10 protein-coding genes are annotated in these 12,305 nt (G+C 67.5%); 6 read left to right on the top strand and 4 right to left on the bottom strand.

Annotation, left to right across the window (positions count from 1 at the left end; genetic code table 11):
* Positions 1-15: 15 nt before the first annotated feature.
* Positions 16-1,701: a proteasome ATPase gene (gene arc, locus DPM12_RS05415; protein WP_112257272.1), complete on the bottom strand. Its 1,686-nt coding sequence runs from the start codon at positions 1,699-1,701 to the stop codon at positions 16-18.
* Between the two features lie 138 nt (positions 1,702-1,839).
* Here arc and DPM12_RS05410 point away from each other — a divergent pair, with 138 nt between their 5' ends.
* The 4 genes from DPM12_RS05410 to DPM12_RS05395 all read left to right on the top strand — a co-directional run bounded on the left by DPM12_RS05410 (position 1,840) and on the right by DPM12_RS05395 (position 5,641).
* Positions 1,840-2,955, top strand: coding sequence for a site-2 protease family protein (locus DPM12_RS05410; protein ID WP_112257271.1), 1,116 nt, complete (start codon positions 1,840-1,842; stop codon positions 2,953-2,955).
* Between the two features lie 10 nt (positions 2,956-2,965).
* Positions 2,966-3,826: a tRNA (adenine-N1)-methyltransferase gene (locus tag DPM12_RS05405; RefSeq protein WP_112257270.1), complete on the top strand. Its 861-nt coding sequence runs from the start codon at positions 2,966-2,968 to the stop codon at positions 3,824-3,826.
* Positions 3,827-3,949: 123 nt separating this feature from the next.
* Positions 3,950-4,819 (top strand): RecB family exonuclease, encoded by an 870-nt coding sequence (locus DPM12_RS05400; RefSeq protein WP_112257269.1) that lies wholly within the window; start codon positions 3,950-3,952, stop codon positions 4,817-4,819.
* Between the two features lie 135 nt (positions 4,820-4,954).
* Positions 4,955-5,641: a response regulator gene (locus DPM12_RS05395; RefSeq protein WP_245951213.1), complete on the top strand. Its 687-nt coding sequence runs from the start codon at positions 4,955-4,957 to the stop codon at positions 5,639-5,641.
* A 179-nt stretch (positions 5,642-5,820) separates the two neighbouring features.
* On the opposite strand, the gene DPM12_RS23100 is transcribed toward DPM12_RS05395, so the two are convergent.
* Positions 5,821-5,961 (bottom strand): hypothetical protein, encoded by a 141-nt coding sequence (locus DPM12_RS23100; protein WP_158542763.1) that lies wholly within the window; start codon positions 5,959-5,961, stop codon positions 5,821-5,823.
* A gap of 172 nt (positions 5,962-6,133) precedes the next feature.
* On the opposite strand from DPM12_RS23100, the gene DPM12_RS05390 reads away from it, so the two are divergent.
* The gene (locus tag DPM12_RS05390; RefSeq protein ID WP_112257268.1) at positions 6,134-6,967 is read left to right on the top strand and encodes a phytanoyl-CoA dioxygenase family protein; all 834 of its coding nucleotides are present in this window, start codon (positions 6,134-6,136) and stop codon (positions 6,965-6,967) included.
* A gap of 163 nt (positions 6,968-7,130) precedes the next feature.
* Positions 7,131-9,386: an outer membrane protein assembly factor BamB family protein gene (locus DPM12_RS05385; protein WP_158542761.1), complete on the top strand. Its 2,256-nt coding sequence runs from the start codon at positions 7,131-7,133 to the stop codon at positions 9,384-9,386.
* A gap of 94 nt (positions 9,387-9,480) precedes the next feature.
* Here DPM12_RS05385 and DPM12_RS05380 read toward each other — a convergent pair whose 3' ends face one another.
* Together DPM12_RS05380 and DPM12_RS05375 are read right to left on the bottom strand one after the other, a co-directional pair.
* A complete protein-coding gene (locus DPM12_RS05380; RefSeq protein WP_112257266.1) occupies positions 9,481-10,935 on the bottom strand; it encodes a Gfo/Idh/MocA family protein in 1,455 nt (484 codons plus the stop codon).
* 8 nt (positions 10,936-10,943) lie between these two features.
* A complete protein-coding gene (locus DPM12_RS05375; RefSeq protein WP_112257265.1) occupies positions 10,944-12,263 on the bottom strand; it encodes an ABC transporter substrate-binding protein in 1,320 nt (439 codons plus the stop codon).
* Positions 12,264-12,305 lie beyond the last annotated feature (42 nt).

Here is a 12,305-nt window from a genome sequence, read left to right as displayed (position 1 = left end):
GTGGGGAGGTGTTCATCACAGGTACTGGCCCGTGTTGGCCACCGTGTCGATGGACCGGCCCGCCTCGCCTCCGGTCTTGCCGGAGATGAGAGTCCGGATGAAGACGATGCGCTCGCCCTTCTTGCCGGAGATGCGGGCCCAGTCGTCGGGGTTGGTGGTGTTGGGCAGGTCCTCGTTCTCCTTGAACTCGTCGAAGCAGGCGTTGAGCAGGTGCTGGACGCGGATTCCCTTGACGCCCGTGTCGATGGCGTCCTTGATCGCCATCTTCTTCGCCCGGTCGACGATGTTCTGGATCATCGCTCCGGAATTGAAGTCCTTGAAGTACAGCACTTCCTTGTCGCCGTTGGCGTAGGTCACCTCGAGGAAGCGGTTCTCCTCGGTTTCGGCGTACATCCGCTCCACCGACCGCTGGATCATTGCCTCCACGGTCGCCTCGGGATCGCCACCGTGCTCGGCGACGTCATCCTTGTGCAGCGGCAAGTCGGTGGTGAGGTACTTCGTGAAGATGTCCTTCGCGGCCTCGGCGTCCGGCCGCTCGATCTTGATCTTCACGTCCAGCCGTCCCGGCCGCAAGATGGCCGGATCGATCATGTCCTCACGGTTGGACGCCCCGATGACGATGACGTTGTCCAGGCTCTCCACGCCGTCGATCTCCGACAGCAGCTGCGGGACGATCGTGTTCTCCACATCCGACGACACGCCGGAACCACGGGTGCGGAACAGCGAGTCCATCTCGTCGAAGAAGACGATGACCGGCATGCCCTCGTTCGCCTTCTCCCGGGCACGCTGGAACACCAGCCGGATGTGCCGTTCGGTCTCGCCGACGTACTTGTTGAGCAGCTCGGGACCCTTGATGTTCAAGAAGTACGACTTGCCTTCGGCACGTCCGGTCTTGCGCGCGACCTCCTTGGCCAGCGAGTTGGCCACCGCCTTGGCGATGAGTGTCTTCCCGCAGCCGGGCGGCCCGTACAGCAAGACACCCTTCGGGGCACGCAGCTGGTGCTCGCGGAACATGTCCGAATGCAGATACGGCATCTCGATCGCATCGCGGATGAGGTCGATCTGGCCGCCGAGGCCGCCGATGTCGAGGTAATCGATATCGGGAACCTCTTCGAGGATCAGCTCCTCGACCTCGCTCTTGGGTATGCGCTCGTAGACGAAGCCGGAACGCGGCTCGAGCAGCAGGGAATCGCCGGAGCGGAGCCCGGCATCCTTGAGCGGCGAGGCAAGCCACACCACCCGCTCTTCGTCGGTGTGGCCGATCACGAGCGCGCGCTCGCCGTCGGTGAGCACCTCCTTGAGCATCACGACCTCGCCGACGCGCTCGAATTCCAGCGCTCGTACGACGTTGAGTGCCTCGTTGAGCATGACTTCCTGGCCCGGCCGCAGCGACGAAACGTCGACATCCGGGCTGACCGCCACGCGTAGCTTGCGGCCACCGGTGAACACGTCCACCGTGCCGTCGTCGTACTTGGCCAGGTACGTGCCAAAACCGGAAGGCGGCTGTGCCAGCCGGTCGATTTCCTCCTTCAACGACACGATCTGGTCGCGAGCCTCCCGGAGGGTGGCGGCGAGCCGTTCGTTCTGCGCTGTCACCGAAGCTAGCCGAGCCTCGAGAAAGGCCACCTCACCAGCGAGCTCCGAGGACTCACGTCCAGATCCACGACGCGCGTGCTCGAAACCGTCGTCCTGCGTTGTCACGGTCGCACCTCCTCGTCAGGTGTCCTCTCTCACCCTGACCCTACAATCGCTTACCCCACTTGCGCCGCATGTAGCAGGGTCGTGACGAGAAGTTCACCCTAGATCCGCGAGTGGCGGGCACACCGTAGGCTTGCCCGTATGGTGAGTGGCTGGCGCAATATCCCGCTGGGACGACTGCGCGGGATCCCGGTTTACGTCAGCCCGACCTGGTTCATCGTGGCAGCAGTGATCACCGTCGGCTTCGAGCCGTTCGTCGCGCGCAGCCTGCGCGATCTTGGCGCCGGCGCGTACGCGGTCACGTTCGCCTTCGCGGTCCTGTTGTACGTTTCCGTCCTCCTGCACGAACTCAGCCACGCGCTGACGGCACGTGCGTTCGGCCTGCCCGTGCGCGGGATCACGCTGCACTTCCTCGGTGGACACACCGAGATCGAGCGAGACTCGCCGACACCGGGCCGCGACCTGCTCGTATCCGCCGCGGGTCCGGCATTGTCACTAGTGCTCGGCGCCGCCGCATATCTGGCGGCGATGCCGGTGACGGCGCCGATCCCGGAGTATCTGCTGCTGGTGCTCGCCGCCGCCAACGGGATTGTCGGCTTCTTCAATCTCCTGCCCGCGCTGCCGCTGGACGGCGGGCACATGCTGCGCGCGGCGGTCTGGCGGATCAGCGGTGACGAGCAGCGCGGCACCGTCGTCGCGGCACGCGCGGGCCAGGTCCTGGCCGGATTGGTCCTGCTGGTGCCGTTCGTCGTGGGTGACGGGCCCACCACCTTCGGCATCGTGTGGGCCGCGCTCGTGGCGATGCTGCTGTGGACGGGCGCCACGCAGGCGCTCGCCACGGGCCGCATGCGTGCCCGGATCCCCCGGCTCGGCGCGCGCGAACTCGCCCGTCGTGCGGTGCCCGTTTCCGCGGATCAGCCGGTCTCCGAGGCATTGCGCGCCGCACGCGAACGCGGGGCCTCGTCGATGGTGGTGGTCGACGCGCGGGACCGGCCCACCGGTGTGGTGAACCTCACGGCGCTCTCCGCACTGCCCGAAGAACGGCGGCCGTGGGTGTCCGTGGCGTCGGTGGCCCGCACCGTCAGCGACGGGATGACGCTCGGCGTCGACATCGCCGGCACGGAACTGCTGGCAGCGATGCGCAGCGCACCGGTCCCGGAGTACCTGGTCCTGGACCACGACGGCACGGTTTACGGTGTGCTGGCCGCAGCCGACGTCGACGCCGCCCTGTCCGCGAAGGGAAGCGGTACTCGGTAACCTGCGTCGCATGCCGACCAGCGAGACACCACGACGCACCGGTCCGTTCCGGGTAGGAGACCAGGTCCAGCTCACCGACCAGAAGGGACGCCAGCACACGATCACGCTCGCGGCCGGGCGCGAGTTCCACACGCACAAGGGGGCGTTGCGCCACGACGCGTTGATCGGCGAACCCGAGGGAAGCGTGGTCACCACCACGGGCGGCACGTCGTATCTCGCCTTGCGGCCGTTGCTGGTCGACTACGTCCTGTCCATGCCACGCGGGGCGACCGTGATCTATCCCAAGGACGCGGCGCAGATCATCACCATGGCCGACATCTTTCCCGGTGCGCGCGTCGTCGAGGCAGGCGCCGGTTCCGGGGCGATGACGATGTCGTTGCTGCGCGCCGTCGGCCCCGAAGGCCGCGTCCACTCCTACGAACGACGCGCCGACTTCGCCGAGGTTGCCACCGAAAACGTGCGGCGCTTCCTCGGCGAGGTCCCGGACACGTGGACATTGACCGTCGGCGATCTCGCGGACGAGCTCGACGACACCGAGGTCGACCGGGTGATCCTCGACATGCTCGCGCCGTGGGAGTGCCTCGACGTCGTCGCCTCGGCGATGGTTCCCGGCGCCGTGCTGTGCTGCTACGTGGCTACCACCACCCAGTTGTCGACGTTCGTCGAGGCCGTACGGGAACGCGGCGGCTTCACCGAGCCCGCCAGCTCGGAGACCATGCTGCGCACCTGGCATGTGGAGGGACTCGCCGTGCGTCCGAGCCACCGGATGGTCGGCCACACCGGGTTTCTGATCACCGCCCGCAGGCTGGCACCAGGGGTTACGGCGCCGCCGCGTCGTCGGCGCCCGGCGCCCAGCGCGCAGCGCGAGTGACCCGCGCGTGAGACGGGCCGCCGATGGTGCACGAGACGGGCCATGCGCGGTGCACGAGACGGGCCGGAACGGCCCCGGCGCGCGTCCCGACGTTGTCGGACGGCTCGTCTACGCTGTGACGTCATGGTCTCGTTGAGCCTCTCGCCGTCACGCGCCACCGATTTCATGAGCTGCCCCCTGTTGTACCGGTTTCGCACCGTGGACCGGCTCCCCGAGCCGCCGAACCCGGACGCCACCAGGGGCACGGTCGTGCATGCCGTGCTGGAGCGGCTGTTCGACCTCCCGGCGGGTGAGCGCACACCGGACGAGGCGGTGCGCATGGTTCGCCCGGAGTGGAACCGCCTGCTGGAGGAGGAACCGGAGCTGGGCGAGTTGTTCGCCGACGACGAAGCCCCCGCCCAGGAGGAATGGCTGGCCAGCGCGGAGGACCTGGTCAAACGGTATTTCGCGCTGGAGGATCCGCAGCGGCTCGAACCGGCCGAACGCGAACTCTACATCGAGACCACCCTCGAATCCGGGCTGCAGCTGCGGGGATACATCGACCGGCTGGACCGGGCTCCGGCTACCGGCGAGCTACGGGTGGTGGATTACAAGACCGGCAAGGCTCCCACGGCGGGCTTCGAGCAGCGTGCCATGTTCCAGATGCGCTTCTACGCGGTCATGCTGTGGCGCCAGCACGGCGTGGTGCCCCGGTTGCTGCAGGTGGTCTATCTCGGCAGCGGTGAGATCCTGCGCTATGAACCGGACGAGGCGGATCTGCGCGCCACCGAACGCAAGCTGGCGGCGCTGTCCACGGCCATCGAGCGGGCGTTGAGCACGGGAGACTGGCGGGCCAGCCCGAGCCGGCTGTGCGGGTGGTGTGCGCACCAGGCCCTGTGTCCGGCCTACGGCGGCACACCCCCACCGCTGCCGGAGAACGTCCCCGCTAGCGAGGCAGCTGGCGAGGAAGGTCACGACGCACCATCGCCACGCACCTCGGGTGCGGACATCTGACGGCGTGTACCCGCCCCCGGCACGCGACGATGCACGCCACGATCCGGCCGCCCGGGCACGTCCACCATCACCCTGCTGGCACGGGGATGCACTCCACGGCCGCTTATGCCCCACCTGGAATACTCGAACGACGTGATGGTAACGATGCCCCAGCCGATCCGGGTCTTGCTCGTGGACGATCAGCCCTTGCTGCGCACTGGTTTCCGGATGATCCTCGAAGCTGAATCCGGCATCGCGGTGGTCGGGGAATCCGGCGACGGCGAAGCGGCCGTGTCCCATACCCGCGCGCTGCAACCGGATGTCGTGTTGATGGACATCCGGATGCCGCACATGGACGGTGTCCAGGCCACGCGGGCAATCACCGGAAGTACCCGGGAGACACCACCCCGGGTGCTCGTGCTCACCACGTTCGACCTCGACGAATACGTGGTGGAAGCGTTGCGCGCGGGCGCGAGCGGGTTCCTGCTCAAAGATGTGCCAGCCGACCAGCTAGTGGCAGCGATCCGCACCGTGGCCAGTGGCGATTCGGTCGTCGCGCCGAACATCACGCGGCGGCTGCTGGACATGTTCGCCGCCCGGCTGCCGGCGTCGAACGCACCGGTTCCGGAGGGGCTGGAGCACCTGACGAGCCGGGAGCGCGAAGTCTTGATCATGGTGGCCCGCGGCATGTCCAATGCCGAGATAGCCACGGAGCTCGTCGTCTCCGAGACCACGGTCAAAACTCACGTCGGCAACCTGCTGACCAAGCTCGACCTGCGAGACCGCGTGCAAGCAGCCATCTATGCCTATGAGAGCGGCCTCGTCACGCCCGGCTCGCTCTGAGCCGTCGACCAGCCGCGCCAGCTGGTTTCCGGTTGACGACACCGGCGCGGAGCCGGCTTTCCCCGAGCGACCCCATGGACCGCACTTCGATATCCACGCGGGCGCGAATTGGCGTTTTGGCGGCCATTGACGCACGTCTGGGTGTCGAAGTGAGCTGCGGCCGGGACACATCAGGGCTATCAGCCGGGCCACGCCAGCCCGGGGCACGCCAGCCCGGGGCACGCCAGCCAGCGCACACCAGCCAGCGCACACCAGTCGAGGCACGCCAGCCAGCGCACGCCAGCCGGGGCACGCCAGCCAGCGCACACCAGTCGAGGCACGCCAGCCAGGGCACACCTCGATGCTGTCTCGTGTTCGGCAAATTTTCAGACCAGTGGTCTGTTCAAGTTGGATGATCACCGTTAGACTCCCGGAACAATTGCATTCCGGAGGGCCTGTCGCCGACGGGTGCGGGCCTGATGAGCAGACCGATGGTTCGGAGGGACGGGCATCATGACCGCTGCACCCGCCGCACTCGCGACGCCGCTGCCGCTGAGTCAAGAAGACATCGACACCTTCGATCGGCAGGGCTTCATCCGCCTGAAGGACGTTCTTGATCCCGATGTGCTGCGCGAACGGGAACCGGAAATCACCAACAAGGTGTTCGAGCTGAACACCGTCGATGCGCCGATGGAAGAGCGCTCGACCACGCAGAAGGCCTTCCTCCAGGTGGGCAACCTGTGGCGGCACTGCCAGGCCGCGCGTGACCTCGTCTTCTCCCCCAGGCTCGCCAGGATTGCTGCCGAGCTGTTGCAGGTCGACAGCGTGCGGCTGTACGCCGATCAGGCGCTCTACAAGGAACCCTCCGGAGGAATCACGCCCTGGCACGCGGATCAGTACTACTGGCCGCTGTCGAGCGATCGCACCTGCACCGTGTGGATCCCGCTGCAGGACACACCGCTGGACATGGGTCCGTTGTCGTTCGCCGTCGGCAGCCACCGGTTCGAGTTCGGCCGGGACCTGAAGATCAGCGACGAGTCCGAACGCGCGCTTCAAGAGGCACTCGATGAGGCGCAGTTCCCCGTGGACGAGGAACCGTACGAGCTTGGTGACGTCAGCTTCCACATGGGCTGGACCTTCCACCGGGCCGGGCGCAACGTCGGTACCGAGGCCCGCCGCGTCATGACCGTGATCTACATGGACGCCAACATTCGGGTGGCACCGTTGGCGCGGCCGGAACAGCAGAATGATCTCGACATGCTGATGCCGGGAGCGAAGACGGGCGAGATCCCCGACACGCCGCTGAACCCGGTCCTCTACCCCAATCCCGCTGATCATGAACAGTAAGCGACTACATAGAACGAAGAGTGTTCATGATCAGCGGGTTGGTGAAGGGAGCACCATGGACGGGATTGATCACCCGGCAACAGCAGAGTCACAGCACAAGACAGCGGAGTCACAGCACACGTCACGGGAACCGTACAGGCTGAATCGCCGGACGCTGCTGTCGATGGCGGCGGGCTCGGTCGGCGCGACCGCCCTCGGGAGCGTGGGTGGTTCCGGCGTCGCGTCGGCACAACCGCGACCTTCCGGGTTCGCGCTGCTCGGCGACACCCACGTGGGCGTGACCGTGCCCCAGCGCGCGGAATGGGTCAGCTGGGTGTACGAGCACATCGCCGCACGCGACGCCGCTGCGGTGTGCCACGTCGGCGACATCATGGACTACGGCTCGGTCGAGGAGTACGAGGCGTATCTGAGCACCATCCCCGACGACCTCTTTTCCCGGGTGCGCCACGTACCCGGGAATCACGACTGGCGCTGGGACGCCACCGCCCGGGAACGGTATCGCGAACTGCTCGGCGATACCCGCTACGCGTTCGACGCCGCGGGGATCCGGTTCGTCACGATCGACCCGAGCCACCTGTTCCAGGAAGGCGGCGGGATCGGCGAGCACGGCATGGAATGGCTGATCGATCAGCTTGACCAGGCGCCGGACGGCACGCCGGTCATCCTGATGTGCCACTTCCCCATCGGATTCGACAACTACTACCTGAGCGATCAGGAACGGTTGCTGGAGATCCTCTACGACTACAACGTGCGTGCCTGGTTCGCCGGGCACATCCATTACGAGCAGCTGCACCGGTTCAACGGCATCACCCAGCTGGCCGTCAACGGCACGCTGAACGCGCCGCTGTACTACTGGCTGGAGCACGTCACCGGCACCGATGGTCCGGCCCTTCGGGTCTCCGAGGTGCGCCGCGCCGACGACGGCTCATCGGGGGCAACGCCCCGCACTCGCCCGCGCATACCCGAGCACGCGCGGGACGGCGCCGAGGAGCCGGATGCGGACCGTGGCGCGAACGGCACCGACGCGAGCTCCGACGGCGAGACGGTCACCCGCGAGGTCGGCACCATTCCCTTGGGCGGTCCGCGCATCGCGTTGCACCAGCGCCCGTTGACCGTCGATCTCGAACCCGAACGCGAGACCCTGCGGGTGTCGGTGCGGCTGCGTTCGCGCGCGTCCGGTTCACCGGTGCACGCGCAGCTGTATCCACAGCACACGTACGCCATGAAGGATCCGGGAGACTGGACGGAGCTGCGCCCCGACGCGCGCCGTCGCCGGTATTCCGGCGCGTTCGACATCTCGGATCTGCCTCCCGGCGCACATCGCATGACCGTGCGGGTCAGCGGTGACGGCGACGTCTGGTGCGAGGAGACGCACGGGTACACCATCCCGGGTGCCGAACGGGTCCGCTGGCGCGTGGAACTGGGCGCGCCGGTGCAGGCCGGCCTGGCCGCGCATGACGGCCTGCTGGTTGCGACGACGACGGCCGGCACGGTGCTCGCCGGGAATCCCACGAGCTCCGGGCTGGACGAGCGGTGGAGCCGGGACGTGGGGGCGGTGACGGGCCGGCCAGTGTTCGCCGACGACGGAGCCACGGTCTACGTCCCATCTGTCGATCACCGCCTCTACGCACTCGACGCGGACACCGGCGAGACCCGGTTCGCCTACGACGCCGGAGATCCGGTCACCGGCAGCCCGCTGCTGACCCACGTGGAGGGCGAGCCCGTGATCGTCGTCGGCGCCGGCGAGACGGTACATGCCGTCGACGCCGTGACGGGCGCGGGCTTGTGGTCCACCGGTGAGCAGGGCATGTTCGTCGGCAGGGCCGCGGCCGACGGTCAGCGCGTCTACACCGGCGGTGGGAATGCGTATGCGTACGCGTATGACGCCTCGACCGGCGAGGTCGTGTGGTCGTTTCGCACCAACACGCGGAGCGAGTCGTACCGCCAGCTGATCTACGGGCCGTGGTACGACAACCTTGAGGTCCTTCCCGGAGGGCAGGTGCTGGTGTCCACCGTGACGGACGCCTTCGCTCTCGATGTCGAAACCGGCGTCGAGCGCTGGTCGATTTCCGGCTCCTACATCTTCGCCCCGAAGACGCTGTTGGACGACACGCGGCTGCTCGTCATCGACGACTGGGCCCGCACGGTCTCCGTGATCGATCCCCGCACCGGCGCGTCCCATTGGACGACGAACATCGGCGTGCGTGCGCTCAACACGGGCGCAGCTGTCCACGAGGGCGTGGCGTGGGTGCACGGCACGACGGGTCAGCTGGTTGCCGTCGATCTCGACAGTGGCGAGGTGACCGAGCGGCTGCAACTGACCGCGACGGCCAACTGTTACAGCACGCCGGTGGTGACGGGCGACATGCTGATCGTCGGTGACCAGGACGGCGTACTACACGGACTGAGCCTGGCCTAGGTCGCTTCGGACCCGTGCGATTGGCTAAAGAGCCGATATTATCGAGGCCATAGCCTGGAAAATGTCGGTTCTCTTCGTCTTCGCCCGGCGCGATTCAGGGTGTGCGGGCGAGCATGCTGTCCGGGCGGACCGCCTGTCCGGTGTGCCGGGATTCTTCGGCCGCAAAGGCTACGAGATGGCTCTCCAGGCTCTCGTCCAGCGACGTCAGGGCCTCGGGCGCGGGCAGGCCGTGCAGGCGCTGGCGCACCCGGTCGACGAAGGCCGCCATCAGGCCGGCGTCACCGCCGGCATGCCCCCGAAACGCCTCGCTCGCGTCATCGTCGCCATCTGGGCCCGGACCTGCGACGATCGGAACGTTGCGGCTGGCCGAACTGGATGATTCGCCCCGTGTGGAATCGTGGCCCACACCCGGCGCCACGTCCCGCCACCGCGTTACCGTCAACTCGTTGAGCCGCAGGTCGCCGCTGATCTCGCCGTGGCTGCCGAGCAGCCGGAACGTGCGTGTCACATCCGCCGAGAACGCTGTGACCAGCAGCGACGCTGTCACGCCGCCCGCGAACTCCAGGATGACGCTCTGCTGATCCACCACGTCGTTGTCCATGCGGTAGACGCACCGCCCGTAGTTCGTGGTCCGCAGCGCGTGCAGGCGGGCAGCGCGCGACGTGTCGAGGGTCATCGCCGTCACCGGTGGCCCGTGCACGTCGGCGAGATCCTCGGTGTAGAAACGGACGGCGTTGTACGGGCAGGTGTCGGCCACGGCGCACCCGTCGATGCACCGCTCGGTCGAGCCCTCGGGTGCTCGATCATGCCGGAAATGGGTGAGCGCGCCGGACGACGAGACCCGCTCCGTGGGCTGGCCGACCAGCCACCGCAGCAGGTCGAGGTCGTGGCAGGCCTTGGCGAGGATCATCGGGCTGGACAGCGATTCGTTGCGCCAGTTGCCCCGCACGAAGCTGTGGGCGAAGTGCCAGTACCCGATGTTCTCGGCCCACTGCACGGTCTGCAACTCGCCGATCTCCCCGTCGTCCAGCAGCCGCTTCACCGTCTGGAAGAAGGGTGTGTATCGGAGAACGTGCCCGACCGTGATGTGGGCCCCCCTGGTGGCATTCCCGGCAGCATCGTCGGAGGAGCCGGCGGGTCGCGCCTGCTCGTGGGGCACCCGTCCATGGTCGGTGGCGCCGGTCGTGGCTGCCGCGATCCGGTGCAACTCGTCGAGGGTGGGCGCGATTGGCTTTTCCAGCAAGACGTCGTAGCCAAGGTCGAGGGCTCGCAGCGCCGGATCCACGTGCAGCCGGTCCGGCGTGGCGACCAGCACGGCATCCCACGGACCCGGCTCGGCGAGTGCCTCCTGCCAGGAACCGTACTGGTGTGCCTCGGGTATGGCGTGCTCCTTGGCGAGCGCCGTGCGCCGCTCCGTGTCCGGATCGGCCACTGCCACGACCCGTGCCAGCTCCGGGTTGGAGCGGCACCATGTCCCGTAGGCGTGCGCGCCGCGTCCGCCCGCTCCCAGGATGAGCAGGCGGACCGGCGTGCCGGTGGTGTTCTGCATAGGTGGCATCACTCGCCCAGGATCTCGCCGATGCGCTCGTCGATCACCGAGGTGGCCTCCTCAAGTTCGACGTCTCCCCGGTAGACCGCCTCGAGCTCGGACTGGATCGTGTCGTAGTACTCGTTCCATTCTGGGGCGATCGGCAGCGGGGTGAGGTGCTCGGCCTGGGCGGTGAAGGCCTCGCTGGCTTCCCGGCTGACGAACTCCTCGCTCTCGTACAGCGACGTGCGCGACGGTGTGATCGATCCGAGCTCCATGAACTGGCTCATGCCGTCGGCGCTGGCCATGTGCGAGATCAGCGCCCACGCCTCCTCCGGGTGTTCGGTCTGCGCCGACATGGTGTATCCCGCTCCGGAGGCGAACGAATCGCGGCTGACCGGTCCCGCAGGGAGCACGGTGGTGCCCCATTCGAAGTCCGCCTCGTCCTCGAGCGTGGGAATCAGGTAGTGCCCGTAGATGCCCATGGCCGCGTTCTCACCGGTGAACGCCGTGGTGTAGCCGAGGTCGGAGATGACGTCCGGGCCGGGGACGGAGCCGTCCTCGTTGATCATCTCGTTGAAGAAGCTCAGCGCTTCCCGCGTCTCTGGGCTGGACATCGCGCCGCCCGTGGCGTCGTCGTTGAGCACCTGGCCGCCGTTCTGCCAGATCCAGTTCCATCCGGAGCCGAAGTCGTTCTGCGCGATCAGGCCGTATTGTTCCACCCGATCGCCGTCCCCGACCGTGAGCTCGTCGGCGGCCGAGCGGAGATCCTCCCAGGTCCACGACTCGTCGGGATAGTCCAGGCCGGCCTCGTCGAACATGTCGGCGTTGTAGAACAGCACTTGCATGTCGATGCCATAGGGAATCCAGTGCAGCTCGTCTTTGTAGTAGCCGCTGTCGAGCAGGTCCGGATTGAAGTCGTCCAGATCGAACTCGGCGTCGGAACTGGCCGCCGAGCCGATCTCGCCGATGGCGCCGATGTCGGCGAAGCCCTGGTACCACAGCTGGCTGAGGAACATCACGTCGGGCACCTCTCCCCCGGCGATGCGCGTCTGCAGTGTGGTCGAGTAGTCATCCCAGGGGATGATCTGATGGTCCACCGTGATGTGCGGGTTCTCCTCCTCGAACTCCGCGATCAGCTCGTCGGCGACCTCGAGTTCCTGATCGGCGAACCAGCTGGTGAACACGAGGTTCACCGGCCCGTCGCTGCCGGAGCCGGCGCCGTCGTCGCCGTCGCCGCAGGCGGCGAGGAGCAGGACGGACCCGGCGACGAGCGCGGCCGCCCGCGCCATGGCCGGGCGGGTCGTTCTCGGGGATGTGGCGGTGCCGCCACGGGTGTGGTACCTCATCTGACTCCTCCGCAAAAAGGTGTCGGGGCGATCTGTCGGGTG

The sequence above is a fragment of the Phytoactinopolyspora halophila genome, assembly GCF_003287285.1.
Lineage (GTDB): Bacteria > Actinomycetota > Actinomycetes > Jiangellales > Jiangellaceae > Phytoactinopolyspora_A > Phytoactinopolyspora_A halophila.
The sequence above is the reverse complement of the archived record's forward strand: the minus strand, read 5'-3'. Positions and strand labels throughout refer to the sequence as shown.

Excerpts from the sequence above, each read along its gene's own strand:
- DPM12_RS05400 (WP_112257269.1), top strand. The coding sequence starts at position 3,950 with ATGGTCTCGTTGAGCCTCTCGCCGTCACGCGCCACCGATTTCATGAGC.
- DPM12_RS05405 (WP_112257270.1), top strand. The coding sequence starts at position 2,966 with ATGCCGACCAGCGAGACACCACGACGCACCGGTCCGTTCCGGGTAGGA.
- DPM12_RS05410 (WP_112257271.1), top strand. The coding sequence starts at position 1,840 with ATGGTGAGTGGCTGGCGCAATATCCCGCTGGGACGACTGCGCGGGATC.
- DPM12_RS05385 (WP_158542761.1), top strand. The coding sequence starts at position 7,131 with ATGGCGGCGGGCTCGGTCGGCGCGACCGCCCTCGGGAGCGTGGGTGGT.
- DPM12_RS05375 (WP_112257265.1), bottom strand. The coding sequence starts at position 12,263 with ATGAGGTACCACACCCGTGGCGGCACCGCCACATCCCCGAGAACGACC.
- DPM12_RS05390 (WP_112257268.1), top strand. The coding sequence starts at position 6,134 with ATGACCGCTGCACCCGCCGCACTCGCGACGCCGCTGCCGCTGAGTCAA.
- DPM12_RS05395 (WP_245951213.1), top strand. The coding sequence starts at position 4,955 with ATGGTAACGATGCCCCAGCCGATCCGGGTCTTGCTCGTGGACGATCAG.
- DPM12_RS05380 (WP_112257266.1), bottom strand. The coding sequence starts at position 10,935 with ATGCAGAACACCACCGGCACGCCGGTCCGCCTGCTCATCCTGGGAGCG.